The sequence below is a fragment of the Williamsia sp. CHRR-6 genome, from assembly GCF_018474015.1.
Classification (GTDB): domain Bacteria; phylum Actinomycetota; class Actinomycetes; order Mycobacteriales; family Mycobacteriaceae; genus Williamsia_A.
Map to the genome: position 1 here is coordinate 18,486 of NZ_JAHCSG010000005.1, position 21,578 is coordinate 40,063.

At 66.6% G+C, this 21,578-nt stretch carries 18 protein-coding genes; 14 read left to right on the forward strand and 4 right to left on the reverse strand.

The window, feature by feature from the left end; translation table 11 throughout:
• Positions 1-95: 95 nt before the first annotated feature.
• Positions 96-1,937, forward strand: a complete 1,842-nt coding sequence (locus KIK15_RS13935) for a putative nucleotidyltransferase substrate binding domain-containing protein (RefSeq protein ID WP_214245334.1) — start codon at positions 96-98, stop codon at positions 1,935-1,937.
• A gap of 21 nt (positions 1,938-1,958) precedes the next feature.
• Here KIK15_RS13935 and ald read toward each other — a convergent pair whose 3' ends face one another.
• Positions 1,959-3,059: an alanine dehydrogenase gene (gene ald, locus KIK15_RS13940; RefSeq protein ID WP_214245335.1), complete on the reverse strand. Its 1,101-nt coding sequence runs from the start codon at positions 3,057-3,059 to the stop codon at positions 1,959-1,961.
• 146 nt (positions 3,060-3,205) lie between these two features.
• On the opposite strand from ald, the gene KIK15_RS13945 reads away from it, so the two are divergent.
• The gene (locus KIK15_RS13945; RefSeq protein WP_214245336.1) at positions 3,206-3,697 is read left to right on the forward strand and encodes an Lrp/AsnC family transcriptional regulator; all 492 of its coding nucleotides are present in this window, start codon (positions 3,206-3,208) and stop codon (positions 3,695-3,697) included.
• Positions 3,698-3,722: 25 nt separating this feature from the next.
• Here KIK15_RS13945 and KIK15_RS13950 read toward each other — a convergent pair whose 3' ends face one another.
• Positions 3,723-4,121, reverse strand: coding sequence for a maleylpyruvate isomerase N-terminal domain-containing protein (locus KIK15_RS13950; protein ID WP_214245337.1), 399 nt, complete (start codon positions 4,119-4,121; stop codon positions 3,723-3,725).
• A gap of 50 nt (positions 4,122-4,171) precedes the next feature.
• Here KIK15_RS13950 and dapB point away from each other — a divergent pair, with 50 nt between their 5' ends.
• Both dapB and KIK15_RS13960 read left to right on the forward strand, forming a co-directional pair.
• Positions 4,172-4,924, forward strand: a complete 753-nt coding sequence (dapB, locus tag KIK15_RS13955) for a 4-hydroxy-tetrahydrodipicolinate reductase (RefSeq protein WP_214245338.1) — start codon at positions 4,172-4,174, stop codon at positions 4,922-4,924.
• A gap of 53 nt (positions 4,925-4,977) precedes the next feature.
• Positions 4,978-5,418 (forward strand): hypothetical protein, encoded by a 441-nt coding sequence (locus KIK15_RS13960; protein ID WP_250324704.1) that lies wholly within the window; start codon positions 4,978-4,980, stop codon positions 5,416-5,418.
• Positions 5,419-5,426: 8 nt separating this feature from the next.
• Here KIK15_RS13960 and KIK15_RS13965 read toward each other — a convergent pair whose 3' ends face one another.
• A complete protein-coding gene (locus KIK15_RS13965) occupies positions 5,427-7,211 on the reverse strand; it encodes an alpha/beta hydrolase (protein ID WP_374222857.1) in 1,785 nt (594 codons plus the stop codon).
• A gap of 105 nt (positions 7,212-7,316) precedes the next feature.
• On the opposite strand from KIK15_RS13965, the gene KIK15_RS13970 reads away from it, so the two are divergent.
• From KIK15_RS13970 to KIK15_RS13985, 4 genes are all read left to right on the forward strand, one after another.
• The gene (locus KIK15_RS13970) at positions 7,317-7,769 is read left to right on the forward strand and encodes a flavodoxin family protein (protein ID WP_214245341.1); all 453 of its coding nucleotides are present in this window, start codon (positions 7,317-7,319) and stop codon (positions 7,767-7,769) included.
• Positions 7,770-7,857: 88 nt separating this feature from the next.
• Positions 7,858-8,673 (forward strand): thymidylate synthase, encoded by an 816-nt coding sequence (locus KIK15_RS13975; RefSeq protein ID WP_307851894.1) that lies wholly within the window; start codon positions 7,858-7,860, stop codon positions 8,671-8,673.
• Positions 8,670-9,158, forward strand: a complete 489-nt coding sequence (locus KIK15_RS13980) for a dihydrofolate reductase (RefSeq protein WP_214245342.1) — start codon at positions 8,670-8,672, stop codon at positions 9,156-9,158. Before KIK15_RS13975 ends, KIK15_RS13980 begins: the two co-directional genes overlap by 4 nt.
• Positions 9,155-10,375, forward strand: coding sequence for a winged helix-turn-helix domain-containing protein (locus KIK15_RS13985; protein ID WP_214245343.1), 1,221 nt, complete (start codon positions 9,155-9,157; stop codon positions 10,373-10,375). The genes KIK15_RS13980 and KIK15_RS13985 overlap by 4 nt, the downstream gene beginning before the upstream one ends.
• A 33-nt stretch (positions 10,376-10,408) precedes the next feature.
• Here the strand turns inward: KIK15_RS13985 and KIK15_RS13990 are convergent, their stop codons facing one another.
• Entirely contained in the window at positions 10,409-12,157 is a 1,749-nt protein-coding gene (locus tag KIK15_RS13990) for an alkaline phosphatase (protein WP_250324682.1), read from the reverse strand.
• Between the two features lie 212 nt (positions 12,158-12,369).
• Here KIK15_RS13990 and thyX point away from each other — a divergent pair, with 212 nt between their 5' ends.
• The 6 genes from thyX to KIK15_RS14020 all read left to right on the forward strand — a co-directional run bounded on the left by thyX (position 12,370) and on the right by KIK15_RS14020 (position 21,571).
• On the forward strand, positions 12,370-13,122 hold the full coding sequence (gene thyX / locus KIK15_RS13995; protein ID WP_214245344.1) for an FAD-dependent thymidylate synthase: 753 nt from the start codon (positions 12,370-12,372) through the stop codon (positions 13,120-13,122).
• A gap of 23 nt (positions 13,123-13,145) precedes the next feature.
• Positions 13,146-14,051: a 4-hydroxy-tetrahydrodipicolinate synthase gene (gene dapA / locus KIK15_RS14000; RefSeq protein ID WP_214245345.1), complete on the forward strand. Its 906-nt coding sequence runs from the start codon at positions 13,146-13,148 to the stop codon at positions 14,049-14,051.
• Positions 14,048-16,078, forward strand: a complete 2,031-nt coding sequence (locus KIK15_RS14005; protein WP_214245346.1) for a ribonuclease J — start codon at positions 14,048-14,050, stop codon at positions 16,076-16,078. Before dapA ends, KIK15_RS14005 begins: the two co-directional genes overlap by 4 nt.
• Positions 16,079-16,182: 104 nt before the next feature.
• Positions 16,183-19,089 (forward strand): DNA translocase FtsK, encoded by a 2,907-nt coding sequence (locus KIK15_RS14010; protein ID WP_214245347.1) that lies wholly within the window; start codon positions 16,183-16,185, stop codon positions 19,087-19,089.
• Positions 19,090-19,164: 75 nt separating this feature from the next.
• Complete coding sequence (locus tag KIK15_RS14015; RefSeq protein WP_214245348.1) at positions 19,165-20,187, forward strand: TerC family protein; 1,023 nt, start codon at positions 19,165-19,167, stop codon at positions 20,185-20,187.
• A gap of 271 nt (positions 20,188-20,458) precedes the next feature.
• A complete protein-coding gene (locus KIK15_RS14020; RefSeq protein WP_214245349.1) occupies positions 20,459-21,571 on the forward strand; it encodes a TerC family protein in 1,113 nt (370 codons plus the stop codon).
• Positions 21,572-21,578 lie beyond the last annotated feature (7 nt).

Below are 21,578 nucleotides of genomic sequence, written 5' to 3' on the forward strand. Positions count from 1 at the left end.
GACGCCGCGGGTCATCCCGCGGTAGCCCGCGGGATGGTCGATGGCCACTGGCGCCGGGATGGGCAGATCGGCGTTGGGCTTGCGAAGATGTCCCGATGAACCGGATCGCCGACTTCCTCGGCCACCATCCGCCGTTCGACGGCCTTGAGCGCGGGGAACTCGAACGGCTGGCGGCACGCACGACGGTGCGCTCGGTCGCTGCAGGCGAGGAGGTGGCCAACGGCTTCACCGAGGTGGTGTCGGATCTGGTGGTGGTGATGTCGGGCTCGGTGGGGCTGTGGAACTCACCCGACGACTTCGCCGGAGCACCCGATGAGATCGTGGGAGTCGGTGGGGTGCTGGGCTATTCGTCCATCCTCACCCGCACGGCCCAGGGGCCGCGGGCGGCGGCGCTGACCGACTCACAGATCTGTCTGCTGCCCGCCTCGTCGATTCACGCCGTGTTCTCCAGCGTGTCAGGTGCGCGATTTCTGGCCGGCCGGTTGCGCGTGGCACGTCGAGTAGAGCCATCAGCTCGGGTGACCGGCACGGTCGACGATCTGATTCGCAGCGAGCCGATGGTCGGTGCAGCCTCGATGTCGGTGGCGCAGGCGGCGCGACTGATGACCGAGCGCAATCGAGATCACCTCGTCATCCCACGCGATGATCTCGGGGGTCGGGGATACGGAGTGCTGACCGACGCCGACATCCGTGCCCGTGTGGTGGCGGCGGGGATCAGCACCGACGTCCGCGTCGGTGAGGTGATGAACCCGCACGCGCCCACCGTCCTCACCGGAACCCCGGCCTCGCAGGCGTTGGTGCAGATCCTCGAGCTGGACTTGGACTGTCTACCGGTGGTCGACAATGCCGGGCGGCTGCGCGGTGTGGTCGGTCCGGGCGACTTCGTGGCCGCTCCCGCGGGGCGCAGCGTCACCTTGCGCGGGGAGATACTGGCCGCGCGCACACCCGAGGAATTGGCGGCGGCTGCGCAACGCACCTCATATCTCGCGGCCGAGTTGGTGCGCCGCGGCCAGCCCGCACGCGAAGCGACAGCGGTGCTGTCGTTGCTCAACGACGCAACGGTGCGGCGGGGCCTGGAACTCGTGCTGGACCAGCACCCCGAACTCGACCGCGATGCGTTGACCTGGATCGTCCTGGGTAGCAACGCGCGTCGGGAGGCAGTGTTGAGTTCAGACCTCGACAGTGCGGTGGCCTTCGCCGACACCGTCGTCGACCCGGCGGTGATCGACGCCTACCGGGTTGCTTTCGGTGAGGTGGACCTGTTGTTGGCGGCCTGCGGGCTGTCCAATGACGCCAACGGCGCAGTCGCCTCGTCGGCGTTGTTCGCTCGCACCCACCGGCAGTGGCGCGAAGCCGCGGCCGGATGGCGGGAGTCTCCGCTGGAGAACAAGGGCATGATCATGACCTCGCTGCTGATCGACAGTCGACCGATCTGGGGCGATCACGGTTTGTCCGCGGTGGCCGAGGTGTTCTCCGATCTGCGAGCGCATCCGGCAACGCTGCGGTTGCTGCTGGCCGAATCCCTGTCACACAAGGCGCGGATCCGGTCGATGCGTGATGTGTTGTCTGGCCGCGGAGGCACTTTCGACATCAAATCCCACGCCGTGCTGCCCGTGGTCAACATCGCACGGTGGGGTGCGTTGAGTGTGGGCTCGGGCGAGTTGGACACCCGGGCGCGGCTGCGTGCGGCGGCGGGCAGCGAGATGCTGACCGAGGACAACTCAGCGGTCCTCATCGAGGTCTTCGACGTACTGCAGAAGGTGCGGATGTCGTATCAGGTTGCGCAACTTGACAATCGGGAACCGGCGAGTGATGTGATCACCATGCGTCGCCTGTCTCCGCTCGACCGCAGCCTGGTCGCCCAGGCGGTGCGGGAGGTAGCTGCCGTGCAACGCCGGATGGTCAACCTCTCGCACTACGTCCCGGTGACGAGGTGACCCGCTGTGCTTCGACGACCCTCAGCGGGCAGCCACGGGAAGACCGTGCGCTGTGCCCACCGTGGGGGCGAACAATCGCCCGTGGTCGGTGGACAAGCCAGCCGCCAGGGCGGGTGAGTTGACGATCGCCTGCTCGGTCCCCTGATCGGCCAACTGCAGCACATGGGGAAGCGTGGCTCCGGTCAATGCCGAGGTCGATGTGCGCGCGACCGCACCAGGCATGTTGGCCACGCAGTAGAAGACCGAATTGTGCACCATGAACGTGGGATCGTCGTGGGTGGTGGGTCGTGAGTCCTCGAAACAGCCGCCCTGATCGATCGCGATGTCAACCAGCACCGAACCCGGCTTCATCTGGGCCACAAGCGCATTGGACACCACGACGGGAGCTTTGGCACCGGGGATCAGCACGGCCCCGATGACCAGGTCGGCGGTCCGGACCGCAGCCTCCACCGCCAGTGCAGTGCTGTAGCGGGTGTGTACCCGTCCGCCGAAGCGGGCATCGATCGCCCGCAGTTTGGCGATGTCGAGGTCGAAGACGGTGACCGCAGCCCCCATTCCCATCGCGATGGTCGCCGCGTTGACGCCACTCACCCCGCCGCCGATGATGACGACGTCGGCGGGTTCGGTGCCGGGGACGCCGCCCATCAGCACGCCGCGACCACCGGCGGACCGCATCAGGTGAAACGCGCCCACCTGCGGTGCCAGGCGGCCTGCGACCTCACTCATGGGGGCGAGCAGCGGCAGCGATCCGTCGGGTGATTCGACGGTCTCGTAGGCGATCGAGGTGATCCCGGAGTCGAGCAGCGCCTGGGTACATGCCCTGCTGGCGGCGAGATGCAGGTAGGTGAACAACGTCTGACCCGAGCGCATGCGGTGGTACTCAGCTTCGACCGGCTCTTTCACCTTCAACACCAGATCGGACTGTTCCCACACCGCGTCGGCGTCGGTGATGATCTGCGCGCCGACAGCTTTGAAGTCGATGTCGGTAATCGCGGAGCCTGATCCTGCGTCGGCCTCGATGATCACCTCGTGGCCCCTGCGGGTCAGCTCGGCCACTCCGGCCGGCGTGATGGCGACTCGGAATTCGTTGTTCTTGATCTCGCGGGGGATGCCGACGCGCATGGCTGGGTCCGATCTCCGATGGGGCATCGACGGTTCCGACGCCAGTTCCACAAGATTGAACACAGTTCGGTCAGAGCGCAATAGAAGCGCAGTATATTCTGAGAGCAGTCCATCAGATCGTGAATAGTTCAGATTGGAGGGGTCATATGCCGGTTTCTCCGAACGATATTCGAGCGCGGGCTGAGCGCGATCTCGATGCCGTGGATCGGGCGTTGGTGGGTTTGCTGCAGGGCGACGCGCGCATTCCCAATCGCGAACTCGCCGACCGGGTGGGGGTGGCACCCTCGACGTGTCACGGGCGGGTACGTCGGCTCATCGAGCTCGGAGTCATCCGTGGGTTCTTCGCCGACGTCGACCCGGCGGCCGTGGGCCGGCCCTTGCGGGCGATGGTCGCGGTGAGCCTGCAATCGGACGCCCGGGGCCAGATCCGGCACTTCGTCGAACAGATTCGGGTGCGAACGGAGATCATCGACGTGTTCTTCCTCGCCGGAACCGACGACTACCTGTTGCATGTCGCGGTCGCCGACACCGAGGCGCTGCGCGGCTTCGTCGAGATGCTCAACTCTCGGCCGGAGGTGTCCGGGACCACCACGTCGTTGGTGTTCGAGCATGTGCGCGGTTCGGCTCCGTTGTACTGAACGCAGCGGACGAGCTGCGACCGGGCTACTGGATGGTCGCCTCGTAGGCCTGCATCCGCCGGGTGAATCCGACGGTCTGGTCTGGGTCCCACCACGACCACCGGGGCTCTGCGTCGTCGAGGTCGGTCAGGGCGGCGATGAGAGCATCGGTGGCTTGGGTGCGCACAGCCAGCACCCCGGCCATGTCGCCCGGGCGTGGCGGTGTGGACCCTTCCACCCGATCAAGCCCTGCGGGATCGGTTGTCGAGAGGGAGAGTACGCCGGCCCAGAACAGATGTACCTCGGTCAGGTGCCAGGCCAGATCGAGCGCAGTCCATCCCGGGCAGGTGGGTACGCGTGCATCGGGGTCGGACGTCGCCAGCACTGCGGCAAAGCGCTGCGACTCGGTGGCGATGATGGTCAGCCGGTCGGATGGGGAGCCCATCACAGGGCTCCTCGTAGACTGACGTTCAACACATCTGACAGGAGCGTAGCGTGGCGCACGGTATCAACGTGGGGGTTCTGGGCAGCGGAGGCAAGGTCGGCGCGGCCATCGTCGACGCGGTGACCGCAGCCCCCGACCTCACCTTCACCGTCGGGATCGACAAGGACGACGACCGGGCGACCCTCGTCGATTCGGGCACCGAGGTGGTCGTTGACTTCACCCATCCGTCAGTGGTGATGGACAACCTCGAGTTCCTCATCGCCCACGGGATCCACGCAGTGGTGGGTACCACCGGATTCGACGACGAGCGACTGGCGACGGTGCGCTCGTGGCTGGCCGCGCAACCCGAGGTGGGCGTGCTGATCGCTCCCAACTTCGCCATCGGTGCCGTGCTGAGCATGCGGTTCGCGGCTGCGGCTGCCCGCTTCTACGACTCGGTGGAGGTCATCGAACTGCACCATCCGCACAAGGCCGACGCCCCGTCGGGCACCGCCTACCGTACGGCGTCGTTGATCGCTGCCGCCCGCGCCGAGGCGGGTTGCCCACCGATGCCGGATGCGACCTCCACGGAACTGGCCGGTGCGCGCGGAGCAGATGTCGACGGTGTCCGCGTGCACTCGGTGCGTGTCGCGGGACTTGTTGCCCACCAGGAGGTTCTACTGGGCACCGAGGGGGAGACGCTGACCATTCGGCACGATTCGCTCGACCGCACGTCGTTCGCTCCCGGTGTGCTGCTTGGGGTGCGTGAGATCGCCGCCCGCCCAGGATTGACCGTCGGCCTCGACGACCTGCTGGACCTGTGAGCGCACGCCGCGAGCGACGGGACTTCTACACCCGCGACGCCCGTCCGATCGTGATGACGATCGTGTTGATCCTGGTGCTGCTCAGCTTCTACATCCTTCTGCTGGGTTCGCGGGCCATCGACTTGATGAAGGCGGGCACAGTGGTCGGCATCGGGTTGGGCGCTGGTGTCATCATCCTGCCGTTCCTGGGGGTGTGGATGGTGGTGGCCACCCTGCGCGCCGGGCTGACCCACCAACGGTTGGCGGCGATGATGCGCGAGCAGGGTCGAGAACTTGATGTCTCCGACCTGCCGCGCCGACCGTCGGGTCGCATCGAACGTGCTGCCGCCGACGAGCTGTTCGCGACGGTGAAGGCCGAATGGGAAGCCGCACCTGATGATTGGCGTAACACCTACCGCATCGCCCGTGCCTACGACTACGCAGGCGATCGGGGGCGCGCTCGCGAGATGATGAAACGTGCTGTGGCGCAAGAGAAAGCCGGCCGCACCCCCTGAACGCGACGCTAGTCGCGCGTCAACCGCGGCAGGAGTGCCTCTGTCTTGGCCTCGGTCCACCCCGGCGGTTGCAGGATGGCGGCCCATGCGTAGGGCACTGCGGTCAGGTAGTTGTGACCGTGGCCGTCGGGCACGCTCACCGCTCGGGCCAGGTCGGCGCTCACCTGCAGGAAGGTGACGAACGGTATCCACCGCGTGGACTTGACCACGTCGCGCCCGCGGCTCTCCTTGAGCCAGTCCGGTTCGGAGAGGATGAGTTTCGGATTCCACCAGGCGATGGGATCGGAGGCGTGCTGCAGGTAGACCACGCGTGGGGTGGACCAGGGACCCGACGGGCGTTCGAGGTCCTTCTGATCGGCGATGAACCGCACCTGCCCACCACGCTCGTAGATGGGCAACCATTCGGGGCTGCCCTTGTCGCGCGAGTTCGTCAGGTCCTTCCACAGGGTGTTGTTGAATGTGGGTCCGCTGAACAGCGCGCCATCGGTGCGCGCGGTGACCGAGGGGATGGTGCCGAACGCCGACTCGCCGGCGAACGAGCCCAGACTCTCGCCGAACACCACGATCTTGGGGCGTCGCGACTCGGGTACCGCGCGGACCTTGGCGTCGATGGCTTCGAACAGTTCCAGACCGGCGCGACGCGCTCGTTGTTTGTCGGCCAGGAACGAAATCCAGCTCGGCAGGTAGGAATACTGCATGGACACCGTGGCGACGTCGCCGTTGTACATGTATTCCAACGAGTCGGTCATGGCCTTGTTGGTCCAGCCCGAGCCTGTGGCCGATCCCACCGCGATCAGGCGTCGCGTCAGGCCGCCGGTGCGCTCGAGCTCGTCTGCGGCCCTCTTGGCGTTGGCTCGCAGGTCAGATCCAGATCCCAACCCGACGAACACCCGGATCGGCTCGATCGCAGGTGCTCGGTTGAACTCCGACAACGCTTCGACCGACGGACCGTGCGAGATGAACACGCGGCCTTCGCGACCCAACGAATTCCAGGAGACCAGCGAGCCCGGTCCGCCTGATCGCAGGGGTGTGGTGGGCGGGGTGGAGTCGGCGGTCGTCTCGTCGTTGGCGGAGGCGAATGTGGAGTTCAGGAAGTTCATCGCGTAGTTGGCCACCACCCCGTTGAGCAGGAAGCCGGTCAGCACGACCACCACGGTCACACCGGAGACGACGGATATGCGCGGCGGAGCGATCTTGTTGAGTTGCCGGGTGAGCCAGCGGATGATGTCGGCCCACCCTTGTCCGATCGTCATCAGCAGCGCGTGCACTATGAGTGCCACCACTGCGGTCGCGGGAAACGCGGTCCAGCGCAGATGCGGCACCCCCATCAGATCGCGGATCTCGTTCTGCCACCGTGAGAACCAGTAGAGCATGATCACCGAGCCGACGACGTAGACCACAGCCAAGCCCAGCCACACGTACCACCGGGGGGTGCGCCAGGGGGTGTCCCGGGAGAGCAGGTACCGCGCCAACCAGGCGAAGAAGGCGCCTACCGCGTATCCGGTCGCAGCGGCTGCACCGCTGACCACGCCCTGGAACAGGGGGGTCCGCGGTAGTAGCGACGGTGTCAACGACAGCCACCAGAACACCACGGCCACAGCAGTGCCGGTGAAGCTGTTGCGGTGGACGTAGGAGCGGGCCCGCCGGCCGCTGGCGCGCGCGATCCGGTGTAGCGGGCCGCGCGGCGTTGAGACTGCCGATGCCGCAACGGTTTCCGTAGGATCGGCTGCCCGGGATGCCTCAGCTGCGGTGTCATCGGTGGGTGCGTCGGTTGGTGCCGCGTCTCGTCTCACCGCTGCATCGTGCCAAACCGGAACTGCCGATCGCCGCCACAGGTGGATCGGTGACCGAAACGTATCGATTCCGTAGTCTGAGCGGGTCGGAAAGGAGGCGACGTCGTGGCCAGGTTGCTCGTCGTGCATCACACCCCGTCGCCACACTGTCAGGCGATGTTGGAGGCGGTGTGCGCGGGCGCGCGCGACACCGAGATCACCGGGGTCGACGTGACCGTCCGCCCGGCCCTGTCGACCACCGCGTCTGATTTCCTCGACGCCGATGCCTATGTGCTGGGCAGCCCGGTCAACCTCGGATACATCTCCGGTGCCCTCAAACATGCCTTCGACTGCGCGTACTATCCGATTCTCGACGCCACGCGCGGGCGGTCGTTCGGGGTGTTCTTGCATGGCAACGAAGGCCCCGAGGGCGCGGTGCGGGCGATCGAGACCATCACCACCGGACTCGGGTGGGAACGCGGGGCGGCCGACGTGATCGTGTCCGGCCCGCCGCGGGCACCAGATCTCGCCGCCTGTCGAGAGCTCGGCTCGGTGCTCGCCGCGGTGTTGATGGACTGATGCGGCGGTGCTGGATCGACATCGCGTCAGCGGCCACACCCCGCGGGGTCCCGCTATGGTGGAGTGCTCGAGAACCTAGACTCGGGGCGTGACCTCGTCCGCAGATGCCATCGCCACCCCGTATGAGGACCTGCTGCGGCTGGTGCTGGAGACCGGGACCCCCAAGGCCGACCGTACCGGCACCGGGACTCGAAGCGTGTTCGGTCATCAGCTCCGCTACGACCTGGCGGCCGGGTTCCCTCTGATCACCACCAAACGGGTCCACGTGAAGTCGGTGTTCTACGAACTGCTGTGGTTTCTGCGCGGTGACTCGAACGTGCGGTGGCTGCAGGAGCGCGGGGTGACGATCTGGGACGAGTGGGCCGACCCCTCCGGCGATCTCGGCCCGGTCTATGGGGTCCAGTGGCGCAGCTGGCCCACGCCCTCGGGTGACCACATCGACCAGATCTCGAATGCGTTGGCGCTTCTGCGGTCTGATCCCGACTCGCGTCGCAACATCGTCTCGGCGTGGAACGTGGGAGAGATCCCGCAGATGGCTCTGCCGCCGTGTCACGTGTTCTTCCAGTTCTATGTCGCCGACGAAAAGCTCTCGTGCCAGCTGTATCAGCGCAGCGCTGATCTGTTCCTCGGGGTGCCGTTCAACATCGCCTCGTACGCGCTGCTGACCCACATGATGGCCGCGCAAGCGGGACTCGCCGTCGGCGACTTCGTCTGGACCGGCGGCGACTGCCACATCTACGACAACCACATCGACCAGGTGCGGCTGCAACTGTCCCGGGAGCCCTTCGCCTACCCGACAGTGGAACTCGCGCAGCGCGATTCGATCTTCGACTACACCTACGACGACATCTCCGTAGTGGGCTACCAGCACCACCCGGCGATCTCGGCCCCGGTCGCAGTATGACGGTGGCGTTGATCTGGGCTCAGGACCGCAACGGTGCGGTGGGCCGCGACAACACCATTCCGTGGCGAGTTCCCGAGGACCAGAAACGATTTCGTGAACTCACCCGCGGTCACCGCGTCGTGATGGGCCGCCGGACCTGGGAGTCGCTGCCGGTCCGGTTTCGTCCCCTGCCCGATCGCCGCAACATCGTGCTCACCCGGGACGTGCGCTGGAGCGCCCCGGGCGCCGAGGTCGCCCATGATCTCTCCGCCGCTTTGCGGATCGACCCGCAGGACACGGTGATCGTCATGGGGGGGTCACAGATCTATGCGGCAGCACTGCCGTTCGCCGATCACCTGTGGATCACCGACATCGACACCGTGGTCGCAGACGCCGATGCTCACGCGCCCGACCTCGATGACGAATGGGATTGCTCCATCGGCGAGTGGGCCACCTCCACCACAGGCATGCGCTACCGGTATCGAGATCTGACGCGTCGTCGATGACCTCGACCCTGTCGGCGGCACAGGCGCGTCGGATCATGTTGGCGGCCCAGGGTTTCGCTGATCCGCCGCCCGCGGCTGCGCCCACCCGTGCACACCTGAAGCGGGTGGTCGATCGCGTCGCGCTGATCCAGATGGACTCGGTCAGTGTCGCGGTCCGCAGCCACTACATGCCGCTGTTCAGCCGACTCGGGCCCTACGATGTCGACCTGCTGCATCGCGCCGCGTGGGAACCGACCCCTCGTGCACCCCGCCTGCTCACCGAGTACTGGGCGCATGAGGCCGCCCTGATCCCGGTCGAGGACTGGCCGCTGTTCGGGTGGCGGATGGCGAGCCGACGTGAACACCGGTACCACCGTTTCGCTTTCGACACCGCCGACGGTCGCCGCCTCAGCCGCGACATCCTGGCCGCCGTCGCCGACCTGGGGCCGTCGACCAGCCGCGCACTGGAGACGACGCTGGGGCGATCCTCGCCGAGTCGTCGCGGGACCTGGTGGGACCGAAGTGATGTGAAGAACGTCTGCGAAGCGCTGTTCGCCGTCGGCGAGCTCGCGGCGCTGCGGCGCTCGGGATTCCTTCGGCATTACGGTCTGCCCGCCGACATCCTCGGTTCCACCGTCGCCGAACGACAGGTACCGCAGGACGAAGCGATTCCCGCGCTGTTGAGAAAGGCGATTCGCGCCCTCGGGGTGGCCACCGAGATGGACCTGGGTGACTATTACCGCCTGCCGATCGCGCAGACGCGGGCGGTGCTCGCCGATCTCGTGAACACCGCTGCGGTCGAACGTGTGACGGTCGACGGGTGGGATCGGCCGGCTTACCTCGACCCGACCGCCAGACACCCGCGACGGGTGACGCGCTCGGCGCTGCTCTCACCGTTCGACTCGATGACGTTCTTCCGTCCCCGGCTGCAGCGGACGTTCGGCATGCACTACCGCATCGAGATCTACGTGCCCGAGCCCAAGCGGCAGTACGGCTACTACGTGTTCCCGTACCTTCTTGACGAATCCATGTGTGCCCGAGTAGATCTCAGATCCGACACGGCCACCGGGACTCTGCAGGTGCTGGGGGCGTGGGCGGAGGTCGGGGTGGATCGCACCCATGTGGCCGACCGGCTGCACACCGACCTCACCCGCATGGCGCAGTGGCTGGGATGCGATCGACTCGACATCGGTGATCGCGGCGATCTCGCCGACCCGCTGCGACGCGTCGGTCGTTGAGGTGACCGCGCGACGGGGTGCCGGCTCGCGAGGTCAGCGGGCCGCGCGGTTCACCGGTTGAACTCGGGGCACTCCGTCGGGCACCCGAAACGATGCGCCGCGGTACTGCCCGGTGCGAGGATCGGTCTTCTCGCGCACGAAGTACCAGTCCATCTGGGTGGCCGCCGGGGTGACGGTGAGCACCGAATAGCCGTGCGCATCGGGGTCCATGAACTTGACGTGGTTGTTGGCCGCCCGGATCGCCGCGGGTACCACCCCGGTCACCGAGTGCTCCGGCACCCTGATGAAGTCGTCGATGTTCTTGGAGGTGACCGACGTGCCGACCAGTTCGGTGGCAACGGTGCCTGCGGCGGGGTAGTTCGCGGGATCGACGGGAACGTCTGCGGCCCAAGAGGTGTGGATGTCGCCGGTGATGAACACGACGTTGTCGATCTTCTGCGTGCGGATGGTGTCGAGCAGACGCTTGCGATCCATCGTGTAGCCGTCCCACGCGTCGGCGTTGAAGGTCACCCCGCCTGCGGGCAGGCCCAGTAGCTCGGTCAGCCCGCGGGCCATCGTGGGCTCCAACGGGGGAATCAGCACCGGCGTGATCATCACCGGGTTGCCCACGATCTGCCAGCGGGTGGGCGAGGTGGCCAGCCCTGTCTCGAGCCACTTCATCTGTCCCGCACCGGTGATCGACCGTCGCGGGTCGTCGATCGTCGCCGAGGTGGCCCCGACCTGACGGTCCCGGTAGGTGCGCAGATCCAGCATCGACAGCTCGGCCAACGTGCCGAACCGGAACCGCCGATAGATGTGTCGCCCGTTCTCGTCGACGGCCGGGCGCACCGGCATCCACTCGTAGTAGGCCTGCTCGGAGTTGGCTTTCCGGGCGCGCCAGTCGCCTTCGCCCGGGTTGTGGTTCTGGGCGCCGGACTTGTAGGAGTCGTTGGCCGACTCGTGGTCATCCCAGGTGGTGATCCACGGGAGCTTGGCGTGCAGGCGCGCGAGATCGGGGTCGGTCTTGTACTGCCCGTGCCGAATCCGGTAGTCCTGCAACGAGATGATCTCGTGGCGCGGCTCGTGCGGGCGTACCACGCCGAACTTCCCGGCGAACTCGCCCACCTTGTACTCGTAGATGTAGTCACCCAGGTGCACGATCGCATCGAGGTCGGGCTGATCGGCGAGGTGGCGGTAGGCGCTGAAGTAGCCGGCCTCCCAGTTCGAACACGACACCACGCCCAGACGTAGCGTGCCCAAAGCGCTGTCCGGGGTGACGACGGTCTTGGTGTGTCCGGTGGGCGACACTGCGCCGGCGGCTGGACCGTCGAGGACGGTGAACCGATAGAGGTACCGAGTGGCCGGGGACAGCCCGCCGACGTCGACCTTCACCGTGTGATCCCGGTCGGGTCCGGTGGTCACGGTGCCCGAGGTGACTATCGTGGCGAAACCGCTCTCCGGTGCCACCTCCCAGCGGACGCTGGTGGCGAGACCGCGGCCCGACCCGGCGGTGACGTCCGGGGTGGGGGTGATGCGGGTCCACAGGATGACGCGCTCATGAGTGGGGTCACCGGAGGCGACGCCGTGCACGAACACCGGGGTCCGGGTGGGCGCGGCTGATGCTGTCGCGGCGGTGGACACCAGGCCCGCCGCCGACAGCCCGACGGCGCCCACGGCACCGGCCCGCAGGACGGCGCGTCGCGAGATGTCCCCGCCGGGATCAAGCCCCGGACGATCGAGGGCGTCATCATCGGCGGGAGTGGGCGGCATCGCAGTGAGGTCAGACACATGATCAGTCAACATTCCCGGCACGCTCTGGGCCAATCCGGGTCGCGTTCGGCGGAGTTGCTTCATCTGGTGTTCATCTGACGTTCCCAGCGCCTGCGTGGTGATCGAGCGGGTCGACTGTCGGCGCCCGGTGGGCGCGCGCGACAATCGGACTGCGGCCCAGACGGCGACCGGTCATGGTCACCTAGGGACGCAACCGCCAGATCCCACCAAGAAGGAGTCCACCGGTGTCGCAGTTGGTGCCGCTGCACGTGCGGATGGTTGCGCACACCACGTTCGATCCGCCGGCTGATGTCGACTGGTCGACCGATGTCGACGGCGGCGAGGCACTGGTGGAGTTCGCCGGGCGCGCCTGCTACCAGAGCTGGGACAAACCCAATCCACGGACGGCGACCAACGCGGCCTATCTGCGACACATCCTCGAGGTGGGCCATCTGTCGCTGCTCGAGCACGCCTCGGTCACCTTTTACATCACCGGGATCTCACGTTCGTGCACCCATGAGCTGATCCGGCACCGGCACTTCTCCTACTCGCAGCTGTCGCAACGGTTCGTTCCCGAGCACGACTCCAACGTGGTGTGTCCGCCGGCGATCAACGGCGACCCAGAGCTCGAGGAACTGTTCGTCGCCGCCACCGACGCCTCCCGTGCGGCCTACGTGGAACTGCTCGCAGCGCTGGAGAACCGCTTCGCCGACGTTCCCAACGCGATCCTGCGTCGCAAACAGGCTCGTCAAGCCGCCCGGTCGGTGCTGCCCAACGCCACCGAGACCCGGATCGTGGTCAGTGGCAACTTCCGCGCGTGGCGACACTTCGTGGGCATGCGCGCCACCGAGCACGCCGACGTCGAGATCCGCCAGCTCGCCATCGAATGTCTGCGGCAACTGACCGACGTCGCGCCCACCGTTTTCGGCGACTTCGAGATCGGTACCCTGGCCGACGGCACCGAGGTCGCCACCTCGCCCTTTGTCATCGAGGGCTGATCGGGGCGGTAGCGTGTTGCCCCATGAGCACTCCGCAGACCCACCACGGGAGTCACCCGTTCGGGCGAGTCAGCGTGGCGATGGTGACCCCCTTCGCTGCGGACGGTTCGCTGGACACGGCGCGTGCGGTCGACGTCGCCACCCACCTCGTCGACAAGGGCTGCGACGGCATCGTGGTCTCGGGGACCACCGGTGAGACGCCGACGACGACGAAGGCTGAACAGCTCACCCTGCTGAGCGCCGTGCTGGAGGCGGTGGGGGATCGGGCCAAGATCACCCAGGGCTGCGGCACCTACGACACCGCAGCCAGCGTCACCTACGCCCGCGAGGTGGCCGCGTGCGGTGCGCACGGCCTGCTGGTGGTCACCCCGTACTACTCCCGGCCGCCGCAGTCGGGGGTCGCTGCGCATTTCGAGGCGGTGGCCGACGCCACCGACCTGCCGGTCCTGCTCTACGACATCCCACCGCGCTCGGTGATCCCGATCGAAAGGGACACCTTGATCCGGCTGGCCGCGCATCCGAACATCGCTGGGGTCAAAGACGCCAAAGGTGACCTGGCTGAGGGTGCCGAGCTGATCGCCTCCACCGACCTGCAATACCTGTCCGGTGACGACGGACTGAACCTGCCGTGGTTGTCGGTCGGGGCGGTGGGAGTGGTCTCGGTGATCGGCCACGTGGTCCCAGATCGGTTGGTCGAGTTGGTCGAGGCGGTCGAGGCGGGCGACCTCGAGCGTGCACGCGGAATCAATGTGTCGATGCTCCCGCTGGTGACGGCGATGGGGCGGTTGGGTGGAGTGACGATGGCCAAGGCCGCACTGGGGATCATCGGACTCGATGTCGGGGCGCCGCGCCTGCCGCAGGTGCCTGCCAATCCGGCTGACATCGCCGCCCTGACCGCCGATCTGCGTGCCGCGCAGGTGATCTCGTGACCGAGTCGAGCCGACCTCGCCGCCGCCGCCGCGCCACCCGTGGCACCGGTGCGCCCGAGCCGACCCCTGCGGCACCCGCTTTCGTCGAGCCGGTGGCCCCTGCGGCCCAACCGGATTCGGCCGCCGCCACCGCCCAGACCCCAACCGCCCCGACCCCGACCGTCGAGGCGCCGTCGAGTTCGGTACCGACGAACCCGGCCTCCGCTCCCGCGAAGTCGACTTCCGGTGGGTCCAAGTCGCGCGGCCGCAGCGCAGCCAAGAAGGGCGCGGGACGTGAGGCGCCGAGCCGCGATCGACGTCCGCAGGTGTCCTCGCAGCCTGTCGGCGACGCCACCGATCGGCTGGGACCTCCGGCGAAGTTGCCGCGCAACGGTTTACGAGTCGTCGCCCTCGGCGGTATCGGCGAGATCGGGCGCAACATGACCGTTTTCGAGTTCGGCGGCAAGCTGCTGATCGTCGACTGTGGTGTCCTCTTCCCCGAGGACCAGCAACCCGGTGTCGACCTGATCCTCCCGGACTTCCGCTACATCGAGGACCGAATGGACGACGTCGAGGCGATCGTCTTGACCCACGGCCACGAGGACCACATCGGCGCGGTTCCGTTCCTGCTGCGGCTACGCGGCGACATCCCGGTGGTCGGGTCGCGCTTCACCCTGGCGCTGCTGGCCGCCAAGTGTCGCGAACATCGTCTGCGGCCCACGCTGGTCCAGGTGAGCGAGGGGGAGAAGACCGAGCACGGTCCGTTCGCGCTGGAGTACTTCGCGGTGAACCACTCCATCCCCGACGCGATCGCGGTGGCCATCCGCACCCCCGCCGGGGTGGTGCTGCACACCGGCGACATCAAGCTCGACCAGCTGCCGCTCGATGGTCGCCTCACCGATCTGGCCGGCTTCAGTCGGCTCGGCGACGAGGGCGTGGACCTGTTCCTCGTCGACTCCACCAACGCCGAGGTGCCGGGGTTCGTGATGCCCGAACGCAACATCGGTGGCGTCTTGGACACGGTGATCGGCAAGGCCCGTCAACGTGTGATCGTGGCCTCGTTCGCCAGCCACGTGCATCGCATCCAGCAGGTCGTCGACGTTGCTGCCGCCCACGACCGGCGGGTGTGTTTCATCGGCCGCTCGATGGTGCGCAACATGCAGATCGCGCAAGAACTCGGGTACCTCAACGTCCCCGACGGCATCGTGGTCGACATGGACACTGCGGCAACGCTTCCCGATCATCGGGTGGTGCTGGTCTCCACCGGGTCCCAGGGTGAGCCGCTCTCGGCCCTGTCGCGGATGGCGCGCGGCGAACACCGTCAGATCAACATCCACGCCGACGATCTGGTGATCCTGGCGTCCTCTCTCATCCCGGGCAACGAGAACTCCGTGTTCGCGGTCGTCAACGGGTTGGCCAAGCTAGGTGCCACCGTGGTCACCCAGCAGAGCGCCAAGGTGCATGTGTCCGGTCACGCGTCGGCGGGGGAGTTGCTCTACCTCTACAACGCGGTGCGTCCGGCCAACGCGATGCCGGTGCACGGCGAGTGGCGTCATCTGCGGGCCAACGCTGCGCTGGCCGAGGCGACCGGGGTGCCTTCGGATCGGGTGGTCATCGCCGAGGACGGTGTGGTGGTCGACCTCGTCGACGGGCAGGCGAGCATCGTCGGGCGGGTCCCGGTGGGCTACGTCTACGTCGATGGTCTGTCGGTCGGTGACGTCGGCGACTCGACCCTGTCCGAGCGTCTGGTGCTCGGGGAGGGCGGTTTCATCGCCATCACCGTGGTCATCGACGCCGCCGACGGCCGGCTGGTCAGCACCCCTGAGGTTTCCGGACGCGGATTCTCCGACGACCCGGCCGCGCTCAAGGATGCCGCCGATCTGGTGCACCGTGCGGTCGGCGACCTGGCCGCCGAAGGAGTCACCGACACCCACCGCATCGCGCAGGTCATCCGGCGGTCGGTGGGTAAGTGGGTGGCCGACAAGTACCGCCGTCGTCCGATGATTGTGCCGACCGTGCTGTCGGTTCGGCAGGGGACCAAGCGCTGAGGCGAGCCTGCTGCTGAAGTCGATGGTCACGAAACAGCATCGGCACCAGTGTGACCGGTGAGGTGGACGAGGCCGGAGTGACTCATGCGGTTTATGGTTGAGCGATGAGTCCTCAGTCGTCGGGGCGTGGTTCCACCGCGTCCACCGCCCGTTCCGCACCCTCGGCGCGCGGCGGGTCATCTGCGCGAACCCGGTCCACGCGTGCGGCCGCCCCCAAGAAATCAGCCCCCTCCAAGACCGCCCGAACGAAGGCGGCCCAAACGAAGACAACGCAGAAGACGACCGCGCAGAAGAAGTCGACCCCGAGGAAGGCCGCCCCGAAGAAGACGGCCGAACGGACCTCCGCTGCCGGGCAGGGCGCGCCGCGGCGGTCGGTGCTCACGGGCCTGGGACACGGGCTCGGTGCCACGTGGCTGCTGGCCGCGCGTGGTGTGGGATCGGTGGTTCGGTTGGGTGCCGGTCCCTCGGGGAGCAGTGCAGATCGTGATGACGATCGCTACGACGCCGTCCTGGATGGCTGGGATTCGGAGAACGATGACGCCGACGACGAGTCGACAGGTGGTCGAGTGACGAACACCGGCGAGGTGCGCGGCGAGCACGGTCACGGTCGTGACGGCGTGGCGCTGGCGCTCATCGCGTTCGCGGTGATCTCGGCGGCCGGGGTGTGGTTCTCGGCGGCCGGTCCCATCGGGGCCTTCGTCGACACGACGTTGCGTGCCCTGGTCGGCTCGGGGGCGCTGGCGGTCCCCGTGGCGCTGGTCGCCCTGGCCATCACCTTGATGCGCCGCGGAGCCAACCCGGCGCAGCGCGGCCGCCACGTGGCGGCAAGCCTGCTGATCGGGGTACCGATCCTGGGGATCATGCACCTGATCGCCGGATCGCCGACGACCTTCGACGATCGGTTGAGCGCCGCCGGTTTCCTCGGTTTCGCCGCGGCGGGGCCGCTCACCTCCGGGCTCAGTGCGTGGGTGTCGGTTCCGATCCTGGTGCTGTGCTTGGTGTTCGGTGTCCTGCTCGCGTTGCGGATGACGGTTCGTGACGCGTGGTCGGCAGCCGCCCACTACTTCGGGGTGACCCGGCACACACCTCGTTTTGGCGACGACGACCTGGACTTCGGAGGCCCGCTACGAGATCGGCACATCGACGCCGGCGACCGCGCAGCAGACGTCGATGTCGACGATTGGGATCTGCCGCCGACGATGTCGCCCTCGGCGCGTTCGACCGCCGCTGACTCCCGGTATCTCAACTACCCACCGGACGAGCCGGTCGCATCAGCATCCCGGTCGGGCGTTCGCGCCGGCGATGCGTTGACCGAACCGTTGTTCACCGACGACACCGAGGCATCGGCCTCGACCAGCACCGCGATTCCGCGCGCCGACAGGTCCGGCTCGGACAACACCACCGAGGTCATCGGCCGGAGTACCTCCACTCGGTCCCGGCGCAGCCCCGTATCCGCGGCCGCGGCTCCCCGCCCCTCGACATCGGAAGTGTCTGACACCGACGGACTGGTCGACCGTGCCGTGGAGGGTGACTATCGGCTGCCGCCGGCGTCACTGCTCATCGACGGTGATCCACCCAAGCTCGGCAGTGCCGCCAACGACGACATGATCGACCGGATCACCGCGGTTCTCGAACAGTTCAAGATCGATGCCGCAGTCACCGGGTTCACCCGAGGCCCGACCGTGACCCGCTACGAGGTGGAACTGGGTCCGGGTGTGAAGGTGGAGAAGATCACCGCGCTGGCCCGCAACATCGCCTACGCCGCGGCCACCGACAACGTGCGACTGCTCGCCCCCATCCCGGGCAAGTCCGCAGTGGGTATCGAGGTGCCCAACTCCGACCGCGAGATGGTGCGGCTGGCCGATGTGCTCAAGGATCCGTCCACGCGAAAAGACAGTCACCCCTTGGTGATCGGTCTGGGTAAGGACATCGAAGGCGACTTCGTCAGTGCCAACCTGGCCAAGATGCCGCACCTGCTGGTGGCCGGGTCCACCGGCTCGGGCAAGTCGAGTTTCGTCAACTCGATGCTGGTGTCGCTGCTGACCCGCGCCACGCCCGACGACGTGCGGATGATCCTGATCGATCCGAAGATGGTGGAGCTCACCCCGTATGAGGGCATCCCTCACCTCATCACCCCGATCATCACCCAGCCGAAAAAGGCCGCCGCCGCATTGGCCTGGCTGGTCGAGGAGATGGAGCAGCGTTACCAGGACATGAAGGCCTCGCGGGTCCGTCACATCGACGACTTCAACGCCAAGGTGCGTTCCGGCGAGATCACCACGCCGCTGGGGTCCGAGCGGGTCTATCGGCCCTACCCGTACATCCTGGCCATCGTCGACGAGCTCGCCGACCTGATGATGACCGCGCCGAAGGACGTCGAGGACGCGATCGTCCGCATCACCCAGAAGGCCCGCGCGGCCGGCATCCATCTGGTGCTGGCCACGCAGCGCCCGTCGGTCGATGTCGTCACCGGTCTGATCAAGACCAACGTGCCCTCGCGCCTGGCCTTCGCGACGTCCTCGCTGACCGACTCGCGCGTCATCCTCGATCAGCCGGGTGCGGAGAAGCTGATCGGTATGGGCGACGGGCTGTTCATCCCGATGGGCGCCAACCGACCCATCCGCATGCAGGGCGCTTTCATCACCGACGAGGAGATCTCGGCGGTGGTCGAGTTCGCCAAAGAGCAGGGCGACCCGCAGTACCAGGAGGGCGTCACCGCGCAGAAGGTCTCGGACTCCAAGGACATCGACGGCGACATCGGAGGCGATCTCGACGACCTGTTGCAGGCCATCGAGTTGGTCGTCAGCAGTCAGTTCGGGTCGACCTCGATGTTGCAGCGCAAGCTCCGGGTGGGGTTCGCCAAGGCTGGGCGCCTGATGGATCTGATGGAGACCCGAGGGGTCGTCGGACCGAGCGAGGGCTCCAAGGCTCGTGAGGTCCTGGTCAAGCCGGAGGATCTGGCCGGTGTGATCGCCTCGATCAACGGTGGTGTCGCGACCTCATCGGAATGATGCGCAACGGACTGTTGCGCAACCGAAACCGGCTCGCGTCGCGCCGACCGTCGGCACCCATGGATGATGTGACACATGAACGTGTCGCTCACGGTGTGGATCGTGACCCTGGTGATCATCGGCGGGTTGTTCGTGTTCGACTACTTCGCCCATGTGCGGGTGCCGCATGAGCCGACGCTGAAGGAATCGGGGTTCTGGTCGGCGTTCTACGTCATCATCGCCCTGGTGTTCGGTGGCTTCATCTGGTGGAAGTGGGGTGGACAGTACGGCGGCGAGTACTACGCGGGGTTCGTCACCGAGAAGGCATTGTCGGTGGACAACCTGTTCGTGTTCGTCGTCATCATGGCGCGGTTCGCAGTGCCTCGGCAGTACCAGCAGAAGGTGTTGCTGCTGGGCATCGCCATGGCGATCGTCATGCGCGGTGTCTTCATCGCGGTGGGGGCGGCGGCGATCAACGCCTACAGCTGGGTGTTCTATCTGTTCGGCGCTTTCTTGATCTACACCGCGGTGAAGCTGGTGCGGGAGGCCGGACACGAGGAGGAGGCCGAAGCCGGTCGCGAGGACAAGCTGATCCCCTTCGTCAACAGGTTCGTGCCGACCACCGACGAATATCACGGCGACAAACTGTTCACCCGGATCAAGGGCAAGCGGTTTGCCACGCCGATGTTGTTGGTGCTCATCATGATCGGCTTCACCGACCTGCTGTTCGCACTCGATTCGGTCCCGGCCATCTACGGTCTCACCGAGGAGCCCTACATCGTCTTCGCCGCGAACGCGTTCGCGCTGATGGGGCTACGGCAGCTGTTCTTCCTGCTCGACGGCTTGTTGGATCGGCTGGTGTACCTGTCCTACGGGTTGTCGATCATCCTCGGATTCATCGGCGTCAAGCTGTTGTTCCACGCACTGCAGAAGAACACGCTGTCCTTCATCAACGGTGGCCAAGCCGTCGACCTCCCGAAGATCTCCACCGGATTGTCACTGAGCGTGATCTTGGGCGTGCTGGTGATCACCACCGTGGCCAGCCTGATCAAATCGTCCTACGACGCGCGCACGGCGGCCGCGGTGTCGCACGAGGACAGCTCAGGTCCCGCTGACTGAGGCGCACGGAAGCCTCCCACGGCACCATCCCGATTCGATGCTGGTCCCGGTCTACCCCCGGTGAGCTGCAGCGATGGCGAGTCCGTGGATGCGTCTATACGCTCAGGGGAGCTCACGAGGGGAGTATCCCGGTCGCGGCATTCTCGTCAATACGTTCGCTGTTGCGCTGACGCCATCGTCAGCAGCGGCAGAGTTCCGGGGTGTCGGCCTGCTTTGTTGCAGGTGGGAGAGACCTCTGGCGCCCGTGTAGGACAGCTGGAGGACGGTTCTTGTGGATGTGACCTTGACGGTCTGGTTGGTCACCATTGCGGTGATCCTGGGTTTGTTCGTGTTCGACTTCTTCGCCCACGTGCGGGTGCCCCATGAACCGACGCTGAAGGAATCGGGGTTCTGGTCGGCGTTCTACATCGGCATCGCCCTGCTCTTCGGTGGCTTCATCTGGTGGAAGTGGGGCGGACAGTACGGCGGCGAGTACTACGCGGGGTTCGTCACCGAGAAGGCGTTGTCAGTCGACAACCTGTTCGTATTCGTGGTGATCATGGCGCGGTTCGCAGTGCCTCGGCAGTACCAGCAGAAAGTGCTCCTGCTGGGCATAGTGATGGCCATCGTCATGCGAGGCATCTTCATCGCCCTGGGTGCAGCGGCGATCAACGCCTACAGCTGGGTGTTCTATCTGTTCGGCGCCTTCCTGATCTACACCGCAGTGAAGCTGGTGCGGGAAGCCGGACACGAGGAGGAGGCCGAAGAAGAGAAGGAAGACCGGCTGCAGGCCTTCGTGAAGAAGTTCCTGCGCACCACCGACGAGTACAACGGCGACAAACTGTTCACCCGGATCAAGGGCAAGCGGTTTGCCACGCCGATGTTGTTGGTGCTCATCATGATCGGTTTCACCGACATCCTCTTCGCGCTCGACTCCATCCCGGCCATCTACGGTCTGACCGAGGAGCCCTACATCGTCTTCACCGCGAACGCGTTCGCGCTGATGGGGCTGCGGCAGCTGTTCTTCCTGCTCGACGGTCTCCTCGACAAGCTGGTGTACCTGTCCTACGGGTTGTCGATCATCCTTGGCTTCATCGGCGTCAAGCTGGTCCTGCACGCCTTGCACGAGAACACGCTCTCGTTCATCAACAACGGCGAGAAGGTGAAGGTGCCCGAGATCTCCACGGGTCTGTCGCTGAGTGTGATCCTGGGCGTGTTGATCATCACTACCGTGGCCAGTCTCATCAAGTCTCGGTCGGACGCGAGGAAGGCCGAAGCGGTCGCAGAGGTGTCGGCCGGGTCGGGAGCGGACACGACCGGCGCACCGGGGTCGGCGATCGGCGACAGTGACGCGGCCACCCGTGTCCCCAGCCAGCCCAGAGACTCGGGCCCTTCGGACTCCTGACCGGCCG

Bases quoted from the DNA above. Each gene is read 5' to 3' on its own strand.
- KIK15_RS13985 (WP_214245343.1), top strand. From the start codon at position 9,155: ATGACCTCGACCCTGTCGGCGGCACAGGCGCGTCGGATCATGTTGGCG.
- ald (WP_214245335.1), bottom strand. From the start codon at position 3,059: ATGCGCGTCGGCATCCCCCGCGAGATCAAGAACAACGAATTCCGAGTC.
- KIK15_RS14010 (WP_214245347.1), top strand. From the start codon at position 16,183: ATGAGTCCTCAGTCGTCGGGGCGTGGTTCCACCGCGTCCACCGCCCGT.
- KIK15_RS13980 (WP_214245342.1), top strand. From the start codon at position 8,670: ATGACGGTGGCGTTGATCTGGGCTCAGGACCGCAACGGTGCGGTGGGC.
- KIK15_RS13960 (WP_250324704.1), top strand. From the start codon at position 4,978: ATGACGATCGTGTTGATCCTGGTGCTGCTCAGCTTCTACATCCTTCTG.
- KIK15_RS13950 (WP_214245337.1), bottom strand. From the start codon at position 4,121: ATGGGCTCCCCATCCGACCGGCTGACCATCATCGCCACCGAGTCGCAG.
- KIK15_RS13945 (WP_214245336.1), top strand. From the start codon at position 3,206: ATGCCGGTTTCTCCGAACGATATTCGAGCGCGGGCTGAGCGCGATCTC.
- KIK15_RS13935 (WP_214245334.1), top strand. From the start codon at position 96: ATGAACCGGATCGCCGACTTCCTCGGCCACCATCCGCCGTTCGACGGC.
- KIK15_RS13990 (WP_250324682.1), bottom strand. From the start codon at position 12,157: ATGTTGACTGATCATGTGTCTGACCTCACTGCGATGCCGCCCACTCCC.
- dapA (WP_214245345.1), top strand. From the start codon at position 13,146: ATGAGCACTCCGCAGACCCACCACGGGAGTCACCCGTTCGGGCGAGTC.
- KIK15_RS14015 (WP_214245348.1), top strand. From the start codon at position 19,165: ATGAACGTGTCGCTCACGGTGTGGATCGTGACCCTGGTGATCATCGGC.